Raw genomic sequence first — 19,282 nt, 5'->3', positions numbered from 1 at the left:
ACCTCCAGCTCAGTTAGTTAAATGTAACATCATAACTAATTTCACGGTTAGCCATCCATTTAATCATGTCCGGATCTGCATGATTAAAAAACTGGCTACTATTCGTATCTAATGTTTCAATTTCTGCTAATTCTTGGTGCGTTAATTTAAAATCAAAAATGTCAAGATTTTGCGCCATTCTTTCCGGCTTAACAGATTTAGCAACTACTATGATATTTCGTTGTGTTAGCCAACGAAGTACAATTTGTGCAATCGATTTATGATGTTTGTCAGCAATTTTCCGCAGTAGAATATTTGAAAACAGATCATTTTTACCTTCTGCAAATGGTGCCCAAGCTTCGACCTGAACACCGTATTGACTAAAGTACGTAATGTCCTTCTTATTTTGCTGAAATGGGTTTACCTCGATTTGGTTTAGCATCGGTTTTATATCGGAAAACTCTGCTAAGTTAGTTAACTGTGCAATATCAAAATTTGAGACCCCGATAGCTTTTAACTGGCCGGATCGATACGCAGATTCCATTGCTCGCCACGCACCAAATACGTCATTATAAGGTTGGTGTATCAAGTATAAATCTAAGTAATCTAAATTTAAACGTTGTAATGAAGATTGCTTCGCCAACTTCTCGCTCATTACCATAACTGGCCGCTGTATCAATTAATCGATAACCTGTTTTGATGGCATCGAGTACTGCTTGTTTGGCAGCCCCTTTTTCTTGAACTTGAAAAACACCAAATCCCAGTAAGGGCATCTCAATGCCACTAGCTAATGTTTTGTAATCCATGATAATCTCCTTTTTTACTAGTGAATACATTAAGTGTAACCCTTGGAGTGGACTTCAAGTCAATAGTTTTTTCGAATAGAAATTGAAATAGCTGGTAAATAAAAACAACTATGCAGTGATAGTTGTTTTTTTATTTGAATCTGGTATTTCCGATCAGATAGTCACTTAAAATTCAAACGGTTGCGGATGTTTCCTTTGAATTATACGAGTTGTTAGCCTCATCCCAAGCATTAAATAAAGTGTCGTTGTCTTTGTCCATTATATGCGGGTATTGCATCGCTAAATAATCTTTTCGCTTACCTACTTCAAAATATTTTATCGCATTTGGATTTATTTCACCACTACTCATTTTAACGATTACCAAATCGACATCGGCATTGGGGTTCGGCAAACCAGTATTCATAGCTATAAAAGAAATTTTTACTAAATTATCTTGAAATGATTGCCATAGCTCTTTGCTGTCTAGGTTGGTTAAATTATCAGGAAGCCATAAAACATCGTAGTATGTCAGTTCCTCATTGTATTTATTACTAACAATATTATGAATAACCAGATCAATTTGCGCTTTTATAAAAGTATACTCAGTAGTTGAATTTTTAACCATAGCTTGATCCTGCCTTTTATAGTTTAGTTACTAGCTTGATTATATCGATATCAGGTTAAATTAAGTTAAAAAGTTTTTTCAGAAAGAGTCATTCCTTCAATGTTATTTTTTTATAAGGTTTTCATCACAAAAAAATAACAATCACAGGTCAGTTAAGTTGTGATTGCCATTTTTTTAATAATAACTTTATTTATATACTATCGTTTTACAATCATACGACGATACTTATCTAATTCTGTTACGATTAGAACAATCAATCCTGTTAAGATGATGAAAGACCAATCAGAAAGCGATAACGCAGCTGTAGAGAATACACCTTGCATAAATGGTACATACGTAAATAGTAACTGTAGAATAATCATAGCACCGATAGCCACGAATGCCATTGGGTTTGTCCAGAATGTCTTACTTAGCGCTGGCGCCGCTGTTCTGATATTAAACATATAGAAAATTTTACCAAAAATAAGTATGTTAACAGCCATTGTACTGGCTACCGCAAAACCTGTGATATCATCTAAATGTTCAAAAACAACAAGAGCCACTGCTGCAATAATGACACTGACATAAACCATTTGGAAAACATCGTATCGACTCATCAATTTGGCCGTTGTTTTACGCGGTGGGCGTTTCATCAATCCTGGTTCAGCTGGTTCAAATATAAACGCTAATTGCAACGTCAAAGCAGAAACCAAGTTAATCCATAATAATTGCGTTGCAGTTAAAGGCATTGGCTGGCGCAATAATATACTAAAGACAACAATCAACCCCTCAGCAAAACTAGTAGGTAACAAATATAAGATTGTTTTTCTAATATTATCGTATAAACGTCGGCCTTGCTCGATAGCCACTTTAATTGTTGAAAAATCATCGTTAGCTAATACCATATCCGCCGAATCTTTCGCAACATCAGTACCTTTAATCCCCATTGCTACACCAATATCAGCTTTTTTTAATGCTGGCGCATCATTAACACCATCACCAGTCATGGCAGTTACTAATCCATTTGCTTGATAGGCAGATATAATACGTAACTTATCTTGTGGTGTAGTTCGTGCGAAGACATCATAATTTGTAACAACCTTAGCCAACTGATTATCCGTCATTGCTTCAACTTCTGATCCAGTAACAGCTTCAATTTGGTCGGCCAAACCAAGTTGTTGAGCGATTGCTTTGGCCGTATCTGGACTATCGCCGGTAATCATTTTGACGCGAATACCAGCCTCGCGCATGTCGCTAATAGCATCAACAACCTCGGGTCGTGGTGGATCAATAATAGCGGCTAATCCTAAGAATGTCACGCCTTCAGCTGCAAGTGTTTCGTGAAGGACTTCTGATGTATCTGAATCCACATCAACATATCCAACAGCAATTACACGTTTTCCAGATTTGGCAAACTTTGCTGACACCTTTTTCCAATACTCGTAGTCAAAATTTGAATCTTTCCGGGCTAGTGTGAATAATCTGTCTGGCGCACCCTTTATGGCGACAAATCGTTGTTGATGCTTATTTTCAACTAAACGTGCCATATATCGGTAGTCAGAATCAAACGGAATACGATCCAACTCTTTTAATTTAGGTACTTTTTGTCCAAAGGCCTTGTAGTAGGCCGACAGAAAGGCAGCATCAGTCGGTTCGCCGTTGATGGTCCAGATATCTGCTTCTTCGGTCAAAAAAGTATCATTTGCTTGATGTCCCATTGTTAAAAACATTTCAAGGTTTTTGTCTTGTGTTGCATCGACAAGCTTATTCCCTATAAAAATGTCACCATCGGGTGCATATCCAGTCCCAGTGACTGTATAATGATTTTCACCAACGACAATATCTTGAATGGTCATTTCATTTTTTGTTAATGTCCCTGTTTTGTCAGACGCAATAATGTCTATTGCACCTAGGGTTTCAGCAGCAGGTAATGTTTTCACAATTGCGTTCTTTTTGGTTAACTTTTGAACACCGGTTGCTAATATAATTGACGTAGCTGCTGGTAATCCTTCCGGCATTGCACCGACAATCATTGCAATAATAGCCATAATCAAGGTGGATATGTCATATATTTTGAAAAACCAACCCAAGGCAAACATGACTATAGCCACAACGATAATTAACCAAGAAATACCATGGCCTAAACTATCTAATTCTCGTGTTAGTGGTGATTTTTTATCTGAAACATCAGCAACACTTTGAGAAATTTGGCCAATCTGTGAATGAACACCAGTGTTTACCACGATTCCGGTGGCACTACCGTTAGTCACAGCTGTTGATGCATAAGCCATGTTACTACGCTCGGCTAGGGGCACATGCTCGGATAAAATAGCTTCATTTTTGAGAACAGAATCAGCTTCTCCTGTTAGAGACGACTCTTGAATACGTAAGTTATCAGCATCTATAATTCGTAAATCAGCAGGGACATTATCCCCGGCCTCTAGGTAGACTAAATCACCAGGTACTAATTCTCGAGCTGGAACATCAAATCGTTCACCATCTCGAATAACAGTGGCTTCAACAGACAACATATTTTTTATTTTATCTAGTGCATTGCTGGCATTCACTTCTTGTAAATAGCCAATTAACGCGTTAATTAATACAACTAATGCAATAACAACTGAATCTGCATAATGTTGCATAAAAAGCGTTAACAGCGCAGCTACCACTAAAATATAGACAATAACATTATTAAATTGCCGCAAAAAAATCAACCACTTCGGGATAACTTTTGGATTAACCTCATTATAGCCGTTTTTTTGTAAGCGATTATTTACTTGTTCGTCTGATAGTCCGCTAGGATAATTTGCATGTAAATTATTAACTATCTTAGACCATTCCTGATGGTGAAACTTTGCTGAGGACGATAACGGAACGTCGTCATCTACCTCTTTCGACTTTGTGCTCATATTTTGATACACTCCTTTAAGAGAAAATATTCTTTGCGTCTTGCTGTTTAAGGTTGGCCGCTAGACTGTAAATAATCTAGTAAGTCAGTTTCCCACGCACATGCGCCGCTACTCCCGCAAGGTTGTTAAATATGAAAACACATTAATTCATAATACAATTGTATCATGCTATTTTTTTACTGTCTAATATAGAGATTTCATTTGTTCCCTGTTTTTTGTCGAGCAAAGAACATAACGAAAATAACAAGTGAAATAAAGAAAAGCAACCATAGGAAATGTTGGAACCCAACAGCTAGGCCTGATTTTTGTGCGCCATATAAAGCTGCAACAGTAGTGCCTAATGCACCCATAAACATTTGCGCTGATTGTAAAATAGCAGTGGCATCCGTCTTTTTATCTCTACTCAATTCATCAATAGATGCTGTCATTCCAATGCTAAAAGCCATATTACGCCCAAATGTGAAAATCATATACATGAGTATGAACGCTATGATTCCAAGATTTTTAGTGAAGTAGGCCATGACCAATAGACTAATCCCAAAGATCGTATTTCCTACCAAAAGTGGCGTTTTATCTCCATGCTTATCATATAAATGGCCAAAATAAGGATTTAAGATCCCACCTAGTAACGTTCCAGGCAATAAAGAGAATCCTGCCCAAAAGCTTGACGTATTTAAGATTTTTTGCGAATAATTTGGCAGCAGAAGGTTAATACCCAAATTTGCAAACATATATAAAACAACGGGAAGCAGCAGGAATAGAAATTTACTGTTACTGAGTAATCTGATGTTCAAAAAAGTTTGTTTTGAAGTTAGTGATCTAATTACAAAGCCTGTTAAACTAACAATGGTGACCCCTAGAAGTAATATGTTGACAGTCCCATTTTCTAATTGATTAATTAATATCAAAGCCGTAATTAAGGACACAGATAATAAGCCGAAAGCAAGGACGTCAAAAGAAACATTGGCTTGTGTTTCTTTACTGTTATCGATAGTTCTCCACCCCAACAACCACGATATAATCGGCACAATTAAAAGAATAAAAAATATTGATCGCCAACCAAGAGTATCAATCAAAGCGCCACCGTATGTAGGACCAAACGAAGGGGCTAAACTGACAACCATAGAACCAATACCCATCCATACGCCTATCTTCGATCTTGGTACTAGTTGAACGATCAAGTTAAACATGAGGGGCATTGATATACCCGCTGCTAAACCCTCTAACACACGGCCAATTAACAATACTGGTAAATTACTGGCCAACCCGCCCACTAAAGTTCCTGTAGCAAAGAAAATAAGGCTGGCTAACCATAAATAACGGGTATTATACCTTTTATTCAGATAGGCACTTGTTGTGATCATAATTGTTACAGAGAGTAAGTATGCGGTCGTTACCCACTGTATCGAATTGAGCGATGTGCTAAAATACCTTGTTAAAACAGGAAATGTAACGTTCATAGCCGTTTCTGCCATAATGCCAGAAAAAGAAACCAACGCTACTGCTATAATAGCCATTGCATTTTTAGTTGAAACTTTATTTTCCATTTTTTTCTCCTTCTAGTGAGTGATTGCTGTTACCTTCTGCAACATATTTTAAAAATTTAATTATAGTTTTCCGTTCATCTGCTGAAAAAGGCCGTAAAATATCTTCATCATGGGAGCTAATAATTTGTTTAGCGATTTTATTAATTTTTGCTCCTGACGCCGTGAGGTGTATTTCATTAACTCTTTTGTCTTTTTCATTTGGTACTCTTGCAACCATTTTTTTCTCTACCATTCGGTCTATCATAGTTGCTACAGATGAAGCTTTTATATGAAATTCTTGTTCAATATCTTTTTGTGTGACGTACTTATTGTCAGCGATAAAGTCAATTGCCGACAATTGCGCACCAGTCACCCCGTGAGTTACGGCCAATGTATCAAGATCTCTTACAAGATTACGTTGCCCAATTTTGAATAATTTACCTATAGATGTCATTACAAATTGTCCTTCTTTATCATTAAATGTTAGTTAGCTAACTAACATTATAACAATGATGTTACCACTTATAATCAACATAAATCAATACCTGTCTTTAATTTATTTCGTGGCTCAATGGAAAACAATTTCTTCCAAATTTTTATATTCATTTAACATTTTAGCGGTATTATGAGTACATACCTTAACAGAGGTATACTCCACTATTTATATAAGAATATATTTTCTTTCTCCCTATAAGATAATATTCTCTTCTCTCCCAGAAAAGCAGTCTCTCCCAAGGCTGCTTTTTAATTATATTTATAAAAAAAAGACATGTTACCTAACATGTCTTTTTCTAATTTTATATTTACTCTTCACGCAACTGCATATTTTCGTCAGTATTGTTTTCTGGATACAATTGATCTGCGGTACCTACTTGAGCTAAATTGTTTTCTGTAATATTACTACCAAATTCATTTCCAGTTGTAGCTGCTTCTAAGTTCAAACTGCTTCTAACTTTATTTGTTATTGCTTGTCGCTGTGCAGTGGTAACACGTTGGTATGAGATACCTTCAAATGTCTCACCTTGTCCTTTAACAGTATATGAAACAATATGCTTTGAGGCACTAATGTAATTAGTACCTAATTTCAACATATCTTCCGATTTTAGATTAGAAGCAATGTTTTTAGTCGTCGAATTTATGAATTTTAAATTAACTACTTGAGCTGGATTTTTCTTAACTTTACTAATAATTTGTTGCAATAATAAGCGTTGTCGTTCAGTTCGACCATAATCACCTTTTGGATCTTGATATCGCATTCGAGAAAACGCTAAGGCTGCTTGTCCATTCATTTTACTATAGATTTTAAAGGTTTCACCATCAGCAGCGTATTTGAATGTACTAGAACCCTCAGTAAATTGATACAGATCTTTGCCACTTTCGTGGGCAGTTTCTTGGCTAAAGGTAAACGTTAAGGGTGACTTGACTTGCACGCCACCAAGTTGTTCGACAACATCGCCAAGTCCACTCATATTGACCATAGCGAAATAATTGATTGGAAAGTTAAACATTTTTTGTATGGTATCTATTGTTGTACTTACACCGTCCCCCAACGAAACATTATTATCAGAAGCTGCCTTAAACGCATAGGCAGCATTTAATTTCTGAGGGAAACTACTTTCAAACCCAGAAATGGAAGTCATGATATCTCGTGGAATAGAAATTAAAGTAGTTGTTTCATTTTTTGGATTAACAGTTACAACCATCATAGAGTCAGTTAATCCTACGCGACTACGATTCGTGCCAAAGCCACCCTCTGTGCCAATATCTGTTCCTAAAACTAAGAAAGATACTGGCTTTTTATCCTGAATTAATTGTGTGGCTTTTTTTTCAGAATCAAGACCTGTTGATGAAAATGATTTACTAAGTGTGTTATTTAAACTATAAAAATAGTATGCAGCATAACCAGAAGCGGATAGTAATACAATGACAGCTGCTAAAACGATATACAATTTAAATGAACTATGTTTTTTACTATGAAATAACGCCATGCGGCTTTTAGTAGCTGATGGCGTATTTGTATCCCTATTTTTCTCCATTATTCCCCGTTACCCCTAAATTTTGACAAATGTCTATTGGACGCTATCCATTATAACATAAGGGTTTTTGAGAATTAATTAAGAATGTTGCGGATTTCAACTATTATTATTTTGTAAGGACCACATAGTTAGCAGATTATTAAGTGAACTATACTAAAAGCTTGCAATATTTAATCATCTTCGTCTTTTTCTATCACTTGACCACTATTGGCATCAAGTTTAACTGCTACATTATTGTTTCCGTCTTTTAATGAAATTTCCCAATAAGTACGACCATCATCTTTTTCCAAAGACCACCCATTTAAGGAGCCATCGCCGGCCGCATCCTTAGCTTTATTTACGGCACTATCTAAAGATATGATGTTATCAAATGCTATAGCTTCATTATTTTTGGCAGTGCCATTCTTTTCATCGGCATCCAATTGTTCTTTGTTGTGAGTGATAACTTTACCGGTATCAGCATGAATTTTTAGTGTATATTCTGTATTGTCATCTACACCTGTAATATCATAATGGGTCGACAATAGATTTTTTTCTAATTCAATTGATGTGATGGCAGCGTTAGGGTATCTTTTATAAAATATACTTCTTATTTTAGCCAAGCTAAGCAAATCATCATCATTGGAGGAGCTTTTACTAGAAGAACTGGTATCGAAAGAAGAATCAGTGCTTCTTGAAGTATTAATATTGTTGTGATTTGAATATAGTAAATATGCTATGGTTACCAACAACAAAGTGATGATAATTAGCAAGACAGTAGTTAACCATTTTTTTAACAAAACAATTCTCCCTTTCGCTTTTCAGACAGCATTCGCAACCTATTGTATTTGGTCTATTGTATCATGACATTAAACCAAATCAGTAAATGACGTCTTATTTTTGTATAGCTGAACAAATTGTAGCTTTTGCTAAATAAAAAGCAATATGACTTTTAAAATGGTCATACTGCTTTTATTCATTAACGATGTTTATTGATCATGTCGATATTTGTTTTTTCGCGTTGATTCTGTTCCGCTTCAATGCGCTTTTTAGCATCTTGAGCTGACTCGCCATCTTTGGCTAAGTACTTATCGACGAACTTATCTGAAATATTACCAAATCCTTCAACTGCCCCATTTTCAATTGTTTTATAAGTTTTTACAACCTTCTCCTCTATCTTTTTGTTTGCCTTAACAATTTTTGACTTGCTCATAATAAACTCCTTTTCATGTCTACTTGTGAATGTTGGCGAAATACATATTAATAGCTAACTTTATCGACCATGTCTTCCTCACTCAACTATAGTTAGTTATCTTGGTTATATCATATTCATGATTTATTTCAAAAATATTTACGAATTGTTTTAAAAATGTTAATTACTCAAATTAAAAAAATGAACTTACAAACACTAACAGGTTTGTAAGTTCATTTTTAATTCTCAATCCATGTAGCACAATTGATGTGCTCTTTTTGTTAAATCGTAAATAGCATCATATTTAGATTCAACAGAATCCTGATTATGATGTGTTCTTTTTTCAAACTGAGTCTTGTAAATAAAATAAGGCAACACCCATCCTATAAATCCGACTAAACCAAATAAGAGTGACAAATAAAGACTACTAACATTGTGTATAAAGAACGCACCCACTATAAGTGCAGTCCCAAAAAGGCCAACAAGACAAGCTTGAATCGTTGGTATTAATTGGTTGCGTTTTTCGATTTTAATAATCTCATTCATAGTAGCTTGAAACTTATTTTCTAATCGTTTAATTTCAATACGGTTCACAAGATCACGATTGCGCTTCATATGTAACATGATATTATTGGGATTTTGAGTACTTTTATGATGTTGATCGATCACCCAGCCAAAATTCGGATACGCATCCAAGTAGACAGGCTCATATTTTTTTTCAACTACTCTTTCTTGATATTCGTAGCCGATAAATTGTTTTTCGTACACGACATATTTCTCCTTATCAGGTTCACCACTATTATTATCAACTACAATTATACAAAATACTTAAAACATAATTGTTAAAGCCATGTTAATTGTTTAAATGATGTAATGGTAACCAAACTGTAAAAGCGCTTCCTTTACCCAATTTACTTTCCACACTAATAGATCCTTGCATTAAAGTTATAATTCTATTCACTAGTGACAACCCCAATCCATTTCCTTGGTTGGTATGAGATGTTTCACCTTGATAAAATTTATCAAATATTCTATTTAATGTGTTATGATCCATTCCTTCACCGTTATCTCGGACTGTTATTTCCGTTCCTTCATTGTTTTGTTGCAGTCTTAATGTGACTTGTCCGCCGGAAGGAACAAATTTGAACGCATTACTAAGTAGATTTTGCCACACTAACTCCATCATTTCTGGATCTGCTGCAATTTCGATATCGTCAGAAATATTAATATCTAAAGAAATATTGTGAGATGCCCATATTTTTTCAAAGTTAAGTAATGTTTCAACTAGCTGACGACTCACATTATATTTTTTAATATGTGGCTGGAGTGCTTGGTTTTCAATCTTGCTTAATTTCAATACATTGGTGACCATTGTTGCCATTTTGTCGGTTTCGTCAACAATGATTTGAGTATACATGTCGCGCTGCTCTTCATCTGTTTCGTTTTTTAAAGCTTCAGCATAACTTCGAATTACTGCTAGAGGCGCCTTAAATTCATGAGATACATTGGCAATAAAGTCATTCTTTAAAGTTTCCGTACTACCAAGTTCTTCAATCATTAAGTTAAAATTTTCAAAAACATAATCTAAGTCATTGTACTTCTCGCGTGCATGGCCTGGTTCTAAATAAACGGAGAAATCTCCTTGGGCAACCTGTCGTGTTGCTTCATTTAATTGGCTGACTGGTTGATCAAAAAGAACATGTTTTTGATATGAAATTAAGCCAATGAAAATTAATGTTACTATAAACCAATATATTAAGTACCAAATAAAGTTACTGTTCGTAAATAATGCCAGTTGGCCACCATGCATTAAAACTATATTTGGAATAGTAGCAAACAATAAAAAAATAACATAAGCAGCAATAAGCTCTTTAATGGATACTTTTTGAAAAGTAATTTTGTGTTTTTTTATCTTCTTCATTTACTTTAAAACCGCTTTATATCCTAACCCATGAACTGTCGTTATTTCAAAGACATCACTTCCAGAAAATTTATCACGCAGTTTAGTAATGTACACATCAACTGCCCGCAATCCTGTCGTTGTATCAACACCCCAGAATTCATCAAGTAATTGTGAACGTGAAAATGTTTTATTCGGATAAGACAGTAATTTAAATAGAATGTTGAATTCACGAACCGTTACTGAAATTTCCTGTGAATCAACCATAATACTGACAGAATCTGCATCAAGTACTGTATTGCCGATTGTTAGCTTTCTATCATTAGCTACGTGAGCTCGTCGTAGTAGCGCAGTCACCCTCATTAGCATTTCGGACATATCAATTGGTTTAACCATATAATCATCGATACCAGATGAAAAACCACGTTGTTTCGATTGAATATCATCTTTGGCAGTAACAAAAAGAATAGGAATATTCGGATTGATTTTTCTGACTGTCTCAGTGAACTCAAAACCGTCAATGTTAGGCATCATCACATCTGAAAGAATCATATCAAACAATTGGTTATACATCTTATCATAAGCCTCTTGCGCACTAAGAGCACTCTGAACTTGGTGTCCATGGTTAGACAAATAGATACTTAAAATTCGATTGAAATTCGGGTCGTCTTCAACAACAATAATATTAGCCATATTTATTTCCTTTTAATAATGATCTTGTTAGTTCAATTATAACTGACAAAGTCACAAACTAAACAAACATTTTTTACAATTAACACTTTGAAAACAATTTTCAAATACAACATAAATATTTTAATTTTATAGTATTGTCATGGTCATCAGTTGATGGCTAATAACTTAACATCTTAAAGGAGAACAACCATGACAACATCAACTACATTAAATACAACTTATCAAGATATTTTTAAGACAGAAAACGGAAAAACCTACTTATCGGCATTACCAAAACTCGAAAAGATTACTTCAGGGCAATCATTTTTGTATCGCCAAAATGGTACACCTAGCATGGTAATCGACATTAGATTAACTAATGATATCGATGCAGCGTATTTACAACAATCTGTATATAAGTCCTTGCAACGCTATCCGTACTTGACTAGTCAATTAGTTGAAAAAGATGCCAACTATTATTTATCTAAAAATGATCGCCCGCTAATTGTAGCTGAGACAGATCAGCTACGCGCTCTGGGTAGTGATGAGGTGAACCAACACCTCATCGATGTTACTTTCTCAGAAAAAACCATTTTCATTGCTTATCATCATGCAATTGCAGACGGACGCGGTATTATGCCATTCGTTGAAACGTTACTTTATTACTACTTAGGGTACAAAAGCAATACTTGGCCAGAAATTGAACATATTAATTTGAGCGACGATACTATGTCAGAAGATGAAATGTTAGAGCCACTTGAGAACCTAGAATCCCAACCAATTTCAGAAACTAATAAAATGCCTGATCTGAATCATCGTGGATACCAACTTTTAGAAACCAAGGGTCAAGATGCAACAAAAAGTAGCTATCGCTATGAAATCGTCTTAGATCAAGAAAGTTTTATGACATATGCTAAGAAACATAATGCTACACCTGCTATCGCTGTCGCAATTATTATGGCGCAAGCAATTCAAAAAGCCTATCCTGATTTTGAATTACCGATTGTTGCTCATATGGCAAGTGATCTTCGTTTAGGCGTAACTAATCAAAACACTTTCCGAAACTGTGTTGGCAGCATTGCATTACCAGTTAATCAGCCTATTGTTGATGACGAAGATTTTACAGCCGTTGCCACAGAATTTAGAAACTTAATTAAACAAAGCAAACAAATCAGCAACTTAAGGGCCAATGTTAATCAAATGGCAAATCTGTTTGAAAAACTAGATTCCTTACCCACTATTGAAGCTAAGCAACAAATGCTGTCTTTCTTCGAAAATATTCTTCTCAATACTTTCATCATTAGTTATTCCGGTCAAACTAAACTGGGAGAATTAGAACAATATATTGATGAAATGCATACCTATATGAGCGGAACAAATGGGTTATCTATTGAAATGCTAGCCATTAATGGTGGCATTTCAGTAGATATTCTGCAAAGCTTTGAAAGCGATGTATATGTCAAAGATTTCACAGACATCTTAGCTGCTAATAATATCGATTTTAAAATCAATGACACCGTGTTATTCGAAGTACCTAATGATAAACTTTCTCGATGAACATGACTAACTAATTGTTTCATCATTTTACCGTTAACTAAAGCCACTGTAATCAGTGGCTTTTAATCTTGAATAAATATTAAAATGGTTTACTTTTAGTAAGTAAAACTAAAACACTTTAATTAAAAAAGAGGTCATTATGTCTACAATTTATCAACATGGAACGTTAGAATTAATTATGTCAGGATTATATGACGGTACGGCACCGTTGTCGTCAATATTGAATCATGGTCCGAGTGGCATTGGAACAATGGATGAACTTGATGGTGAAGTTACAATCATAGAAAATAGCGTATATCAAACGAAAGCGAATGGTGTAACTAAAGAAATCACAGATTTATCGTTGGAAACACCTTTTACTTCCATCCATTCTCAATCAGAGTTATACTATTTTCTTCAAGAAAAATTTTTAACTTTTGATAGTTTAAACAATATATCCAAACAACATCAGAGCTGGGCTAATTTACCAGCTAGTATTCAAATGAATGCTAGTTTTCCGAAACTGAAGGTTCGTGTTGCTCCTAAGCAAATCAAGCCTTATCCACCCTTCGTTGATGTAACATTGAAACAACCAGTGTTTAATTATGAAAATGTTTCTGGTACTTTAATTGGTGATTTTGGTCCTGACCTTTATTCTGGCATTATGGCGAGTGGGTGGCATCTTCATTTTTTAAGTGATGATCGTACGATTGGCGGCCATGTTCTTGATTTCAAGGCGAGCGATGTATTCGGTAGAATTGATTTATTCAATGAACTCAACATCGCTTTGCCTACTGATAATCCTGATTTCAATAATCATGAAGCCGACATATTGAATATTCGTGAAGCCATCGATGTAGCAGAAAGATAAACAACTAAAACTTAATAACAATAAAAACACCGTAACTATTTGAATAGTTGCGGTGTTTTTATGAATAAGGTTTACACTATTTATGTTTTACTTTGACAAACCTTCCGAAATCTTATCTAGGTTCCATTTCATCATACCGTAATAAGTATCTGCTGCCTGTCCTTTTTTAGCCAAAGAATCAGTATAAATTTTTGAATAAATAGGTAGACCGGTTTCTTTAGAAACCTTTTCCATTGCCTTTGGAGACACTGAGCTTTCCACGAATAATGAAGGTACGTTAGTAGCTTTAATTTTCTCCAATACTTGTTTCATCTGCTCAGGTGTACCTTGAGACTCTGTATTGATTTCCCAAATAAACGCTGGTGTGATACCGTAAGCTGCTGAGAAGTATTTGAATGCGCCTTCAGAAGTAACTAATAATTTCTTATTTTCAGGAATATTATTGAACTTAGTTTTGGCACTTTTATCTAACGCAGATAATTTCTTAACGTATGCTGCTGTGCGCTTCTTATATGTGCTAGCATTGTCTGGGTCTTTAGCAATTAATACTTTTTCAATGTTTTTAACATATTTAATACCATTTTGCATATCTAACCAAGCATGGGGGTCTAATTCATTTTCTTTACCCTTATCAGTTAAATGCTTAGCCACTACCCCCTTTGAGACGGCGAACACTTGCTTATTCGTTTTCTTTCCAGCATTTTGATACATTTTCTTGAACCAGCCAGAACCACCAGTTTCAAGGTTTAATCCATTGTGAAAGAGTACGTCAGCCTCTTGGGCTGCTGAGACATCTTGTGGTCGTGGTTCATATTCGTGTGGATCGGTACCACGTGGCACAATTGTGTGTAAGTTGACTTTATTACCAGCAACTTCTTCAACCATGTTACCAATAATTGAGTTTGTCGCAACAACTTGCAACTTATCATGTTGGCTTGTTTTTCCCCCTTGACTACTATTAACAAACCACAGCACACCACCCAATATGACAACAACGGCCACTACGATAATACTTAAACGTTTAATCATTTTTAATTTCTCCACTATATTCTGCGTAACATACGCTGGCTTTGATAATTCTCTCTATTTAAATTAGACTGCTTTAATTTTAAGACTTTCTTTTGAAGACAATGCCTTGTTTTGGTGAAAAGATAAAGGCCAATGTAAAGAAAATTGCTGCTGTAAGAACAATTGCAGGACCTGACGCCCAGTTAAATGTGAAACTCAGGTACAAGCCTACAATTGATGATATTACAGAAAAGATAGCAGCAACAATCATCATATGAGACATACGATTTGTTAACAAGTAAGCCGTAGCTGCTGGTGTAATTAACATGGCCACAATTAAGATAATTCCGACTGTTTGCAAAGCTGTCACCGTAACTAAGGTCAAAACAAGCATTAGAGCGTAATGCATAATTTGAGTTTTAAGACCATAGGCTTTAGCAAAAGTATTGTCAAATGATGTGATAAGTAACTCTTTGTAAAAGGTAACAACAAACAATAATACTATAGAAAGCACGATTGCAGTAGTAATTAAATCACTGTCAGAAACAGCTAAGACGTTTCCAAATAAAATGTGATGCAAATTAGTAGCAGACTCTGCCAATGAAATAAGAATAAATCCCAATGCGAAGAAAGCTGAAAATACGATTCCTATGGCTGTGTCATTTTTCAACTTTGACTTCATCGTGACAACACCGATTAGTAATGCTGCCAAAATACCAAAGGCAGAAGCACCGAGTAACAAGTTAATCCCGAGCATGTATGCAACCGCAACACCAGGTAATACGGCATGCGAAATTGCATCACCCATTAAAGACATGCCTCGTAATATGATGAAGGACCCGATAATTCCTGACATAATACCAACTAATATCGATGTAACTAATGCTGTTTGCAAGAAATTATATTTTGTTAGTCCGTCAATGAATAATTCAATACTATGCATGTTGATCCTCCTCTTCTTCAAACAAGATCGATGATAGATCACCACTAAATGCAGAGGCGATATTTTCTTTTGTGAAAACATCGGCTGTGGCCCCATATGCAGTAATACCGTGATTAATAATCACCAGATTATCAAAATAGGTTGTCACTTTATTCAAATCGTGATGTACAACAATAATTGTTTTTCCTGCAGTGCGCCATTGTTTTAAGATAGCCATAATATCGGCTTCAGACTTCATATCTATACCAACAAAGGGTTCATCTAAAATAATGACATCAGCATTTTGAACAATTGCACGCGCAACGAAAACACGTTGCAATTGTCCACCAGAGAGTTCGCCAATTTGTCGTTGGCTAAAGGTAGATAACTTAACGTCTTCTAATGCTTCCTTTGCGGCATCTTTTTCTTTTGTGCCGGGAACATTAAACAGGCCCAAATTAGGGTATGTGCCTGTTAAAACAGTATCAAAAACATTGATTGGAAAAGTTAAATCTAAAGCAGCACGTTGCTCCACATAAGCTATTTTCTTTAACTGCTTTGCGATTGGCTCGTCGTGTAACGTAACTTTACCATTCTGCTTGTTTATCAATCCTAAAATGCCTTTAATCATTGTTGATTTCCCTGCACCATTAGGTCCGATAATACCGGTAATTTTACCAGGCTCAAATTGAATTGATAGGTTCGTGAAAACCGGTGTGCCATCATAGGCCACCGTCAAATCGCGGACTTTAATCATAATTTTCTTACTCTCCTAATGTTCTTCGCATTAATTCGAGTGTGAGTTTTTAAATTTAGAGTGTTCTCAGCCAAAACTTTCGTGCACGCAAAAAAGGCGCGTTTAAAACCTACAGTTGAAATGAGTGCGTCGTAACATTGTTTATTTTCGAATTGATGAACTATCAACTAGCCGCTTCTTGGCTGACACAGCTAGTTGATAGTTTCCAATTACGAATTAAGTATATCATGGTTGCTTAAAAATGGCTACCAATTAGTCTTGATGGTGATTAAAAGCTTATGTTAATTGATGCAGCTGTAGTCACTTCTCTAATAAAGTATGGATGCTGTATAATTTATGTTGCAAAGTATTTTATTAATAGACTGCTTAACATATAAAAAAAGGATCTCATAATAATGGAAGAAATAAACATTTTAGTCACTTTAGACAAGTCCTACATAAAACCTTTAAAAGTTATGCTCTTGTCGCTGAAAGCAACGAATGTTGATTGTAGATTTTCTATTTGGCTGCTACACGATTCGATACCAGAAGCGGAAATAAACCATTTGAGAGGCTTTACAGACAAATTGGATTATGATTTTCACCCATTAAAAATTGACGCAACTTATTGGCAAACCGCCCCTACGCTTAAACAATATCCAACGGAAATGTATTACCGATTGCTTTGCACTGAATATCTGCCAGCAGATTTAGAACGCATAATTTACTTAGACCCTGATACTTTGATATTGAACCCAATTGAAGCACTATGGTCGATAGACTTAAAAGGTAATATGATAGCGGCAGCAAGCCATTTAGGTCTAACGGGAATCAATCAGACGATTAATAATGTTAGATTGCGAACCAAAAGTGAATACTTTAATTCTGGTGTGATGCTGTTAGATTTAAACAAAATGCGTGCAAAAGTTAATAAAAGTGATATTTTAGACCTAATTAAGGATCATGCCAAAGAGCTCGTACTCCCTGATCAAGATATTTTGAATTATTTATATGGTAATCAAATCTTGAGTATACCGGAAGAAATTTGGAATTTTGATACGCGAGATAACATCGTTCACTTTGCTAAGAGCCGAGGTCAGGTCGATACAAACTGGGTGATAGCCAATACATCTATTTTACATTTTTGTGGTCGTCCGAAACCTTGGGATAAACACAGCATTAATCGCTTCACTATTCTTTATCAACATTACCAGCGCATATTAGAATTAAACTATAATTGATATTTTTTTGCAAAAAAAAACGCAGCAGTTGCTACGCTTTTTTTATTTGGTAATATTAGCTGGTTAAAGACTACTTCAAAAATAGCAAAATTATTGCAATAAATGCCGGCAATCCCTGAACCAGGATAATCTTTTTTGTGGCCGTTAAAGCACCATAAACTGCAGCCAAGAAAATAAATAGCATTTCCATCTGTAACATCAAAACCTGTTGAGGGCCTGATAGAAACAACATAGTACCAATTACAAGCGCACCGAATAAGCCATTATAGATTCCTTGATTTGCTAATAACGTTTTAACCTCTGGTATCTGAACGAAAGATTCTTTAAGATCAAATGCTTTTGCCTGCTGTGAAGCTGTACCAAACATTTCTACAAACATAATACCAATAGCCTCTAGACTAACTAATGTAACCATAATATAAGCAAACATTTATTTCTCCTCTGTATTTACTCTTTAATTTGAACTACTACTTTCCCTCGGGCGTGGTGTGTTTCACTCCGCTCGTGGGCTGACTGAATACCTTCTGTAGTTAATGGATAAAGAGAATCCACAACAATTTGAAGCTCACCCTTTGCGATGTAGGATGCTAAAATTGCTAAATCTTGCCCGTTCGGGTTTAGCCACCCTTCTGTCACGGTCTTGTCTGAGGTGTTTTTCTGTTGGTCAGTTAACGCGTTAGAAATAGTGACAAGATGCCCACCGGATTTAAGGATGGCAATCCCATTATCAACATCACCAACTGTGTCCAACACAGTATCGAAATCAGACAACACATCTTGAATATTGTTTTTGTGATAATCAATTACAGAATCCGCACCTAAAGATTTTACAAATTCATGATTATTTTGACTAGCAGTTGTTACTACATATGCGCCAATCATTTTAGCCAGCTGAATTGCATAAATACCTACCCCACCAGCACCAGCTTGAATTAGTATTTTCTGATTGGATGATAACTGAAGTTTTCTAAGCATTTGCAAGGCAGTTAGCCCAGCTAAAGGAACGGCAGCAGCCTCAACAAAGCTAATGTTATTTGGTTTTAGTGCCAGTTTATCCGCTTTAACAGCTGTATATTCTGCATACGAACCATTCACTCCTTTTGTGTCAATATCTGGCCGAGCAAACACTGGATCTCCAACTTTAAAACTTGTTACGTCATCTCCAGTAGAAGCAACTATTCCAGCGATGTCCCAACCTAAAATGACCGGGAATTGCCATGGAAACATCCGTTTTAATAATCCCTCTCGCGCTTTGTAGTCAATTGGATTAATACTCGTGGCCATATTTTCTACTAAAACCTCGTCCGATTTTATTTTAGGAATAGGCATGTCGATAACCTCTAGCTGCTCTCTACCACCATAGTGATTAATCACTGCTGCTTTCAT

At 35.6% G+C, this 19,282-nt stretch carries 18 protein-coding genes and 1 pseudogene; 3 read left to right on the top strand and 16 right to left on the bottom strand.

Annotated features, from left to right (window positions below; genetic code table 11):
- Positions 1–13: 13 nt before the first annotated feature.
- From RHP56_RS04825 to RHP56_RS04775, 11 genes and pseudogenes are all read right to left on the bottom strand, one after another.
- Positions 14–785 (bottom strand): annotated as a pseudogene (locus tag RHP56_RS04825) (aldo/keto reductase).
- A 172-nt stretch (positions 786–957) separates the two neighbouring features.
- On the bottom strand, positions 958–1,389 hold the full coding sequence (locus RHP56_RS04820) for a hypothetical protein (RefSeq protein ID WP_258984607.1): 432 nt from the start codon (positions 1,387–1,389) through the stop codon (positions 958–960).
- A 197-nt stretch (positions 1,390–1,586) separates the two neighbouring features.
- A complete protein-coding gene (locus RHP56_RS04815; RefSeq protein ID WP_102753737.1) occupies positions 1,587–4,277 on the bottom strand; it encodes an HAD-IC family P-type ATPase in 2,691 nt (896 codons plus the stop codon).
- Positions 4,278–4,474: 197 nt separating this feature from the next.
- Positions 4,475–5,824, bottom strand: coding sequence for an MFS transporter (locus RHP56_RS04810; protein ID WP_102753736.1), 1,350 nt, complete (start codon positions 5,822–5,824; stop codon positions 4,475–4,477).
- Complete coding sequence (locus RHP56_RS04805; RefSeq protein WP_042253081.1) at positions 5,814–6,257, bottom strand: MarR family winged helix-turn-helix transcriptional regulator; 444 nt, start codon at positions 6,255–6,257, stop codon at positions 5,814–5,816. The genes RHP56_RS04810 and RHP56_RS04805 overlap by 11 nt, the downstream gene beginning before the upstream one ends.
- A gap of 349 nt (positions 6,258–6,606) precedes the next feature.
- On the bottom strand, positions 6,607–7,839 hold the full coding sequence (locus RHP56_RS04800; RefSeq protein WP_102753735.1) for an LCP family protein: 1,233 nt from the start codon (positions 7,837–7,839) through the stop codon (positions 6,607–6,609).
- 170 nt (positions 7,840–8,009) lie between these two features.
- Positions 8,010–8,618, bottom strand: a complete 609-nt coding sequence (locus tag RHP56_RS04795) for a PepSY domain-containing protein (RefSeq protein ID WP_071951962.1) — start codon at positions 8,616–8,618, stop codon at positions 8,010–8,012.
- 179 nt (positions 8,619–8,797) lie between these two features.
- Complete coding sequence (locus RHP56_RS04790; protein ID WP_102753734.1) at positions 8,798–9,031, bottom strand: hypothetical protein; 234 nt, start codon at positions 9,029–9,031, stop codon at positions 8,798–8,800.
- 225 nt (positions 9,032–9,256) lie between these two features.
- Positions 9,257–9,778: a hypothetical protein gene (locus RHP56_RS04785; protein WP_011679716.1), complete on the bottom strand. Its 522-nt coding sequence runs from the start codon at positions 9,776–9,778 to the stop codon at positions 9,257–9,259.
- A gap of 85 nt (positions 9,779–9,863) precedes the next feature.
- Entirely contained in the window at positions 9,864–10,931 is a 1,068-nt protein-coding gene (locus tag RHP56_RS04780) for a HAMP domain-containing sensor histidine kinase (protein ID WP_258984604.1), read from the bottom strand.
- Positions 10,932–11,603, bottom strand: a complete 672-nt coding sequence (locus RHP56_RS04775) for a response regulator transcription factor (RefSeq protein WP_025268071.1) — start codon at positions 11,601–11,603, stop codon at positions 10,932–10,934. It abuts the gene before it with no gap.
- Between the two features lie 189 nt (positions 11,604–11,792).
- Here RHP56_RS04775 and RHP56_RS04770 point away from each other — a divergent pair, with 189 nt between their 5' ends.
- Positions 11,793–13,139, top strand: a complete 1,347-nt coding sequence (locus tag RHP56_RS04770; RefSeq protein WP_102753680.1) for a hypothetical protein — start codon at positions 11,793–11,795, stop codon at positions 13,137–13,139.
- Between the two features lie 139 nt (positions 13,140–13,278).
- Positions 13,279–13,989, top strand: a complete 711-nt coding sequence (gene budA, locus RHP56_RS04765) for an acetolactate decarboxylase (protein WP_102753681.1) — start codon at positions 13,279–13,281, stop codon at positions 13,987–13,989.
- Between the two features lie 87 nt (positions 13,990–14,076).
- On the opposite strand, the gene RHP56_RS04760 is transcribed toward budA, so the two are convergent.
- From RHP56_RS04760 to RHP56_RS04750, 3 genes are all read right to left on the bottom strand, one after another.
- Entirely contained in the window at positions 14,077–15,015 is a 939-nt protein-coding gene (locus tag RHP56_RS04760; RefSeq protein WP_025268069.1) for a metal ABC transporter substrate-binding protein, read from the bottom strand.
- 82 nt (positions 15,016–15,097) lie between these two features.
- Entirely contained in the window at positions 15,098–15,940 is an 843-nt protein-coding gene (locus tag RHP56_RS04755; protein ID WP_014324683.1) for a metal ABC transporter permease, read from the bottom strand.
- Entirely contained in the window at positions 15,933–16,676 is a 744-nt protein-coding gene (locus RHP56_RS04750) for a metal ABC transporter ATP-binding protein (RefSeq protein WP_025268068.1), read from the bottom strand. Before RHP56_RS04750 ends, RHP56_RS04755 begins: the two co-directional genes overlap by 8 nt.
- 395 nt (positions 16,677–17,071) lie before the next feature.
- On the opposite strand from RHP56_RS04750, the gene RHP56_RS04745 reads away from it, so the two are divergent.
- On the top strand, positions 17,072–17,896 hold the full coding sequence (locus RHP56_RS04745) for a glycosyltransferase family 8 protein (RefSeq protein ID WP_036091900.1): 825 nt from the start codon (positions 17,072–17,074) through the stop codon (positions 17,894–17,896).
- A gap of 70 nt (positions 17,897–17,966) precedes the next feature.
- On the opposite strand, the gene RHP56_RS04740 is transcribed toward RHP56_RS04745, so the two are convergent.
- Together RHP56_RS04740 and RHP56_RS04735 are read right to left on the bottom strand one after the other, a co-directional pair.
- Positions 17,967–18,326 (bottom strand): DUF1304 domain-containing protein, encoded by a 360-nt coding sequence (locus tag RHP56_RS04740; RefSeq protein ID WP_011679708.1) that lies wholly within the window; start codon positions 18,324–18,326, stop codon positions 17,967–17,969.
- A gap of 17 nt (positions 18,327–18,343) precedes the next feature.
- The gene (locus tag RHP56_RS04735) at positions 18,344–19,282 is read right to left on the bottom strand and encodes an NADP-dependent oxidoreductase (RefSeq protein ID WP_011679707.1); all 939 of its coding nucleotides are present in this window, start codon (positions 19,280–19,282) and stop codon (positions 18,344–18,346) included.

Source organism: Leuconostoc sp. C5 (assembly GCF_056530425.1).
The sequence above is the reverse complement of the archived record's forward strand: the minus strand, read 5'-3'. Positions and strand labels throughout refer to the sequence as shown.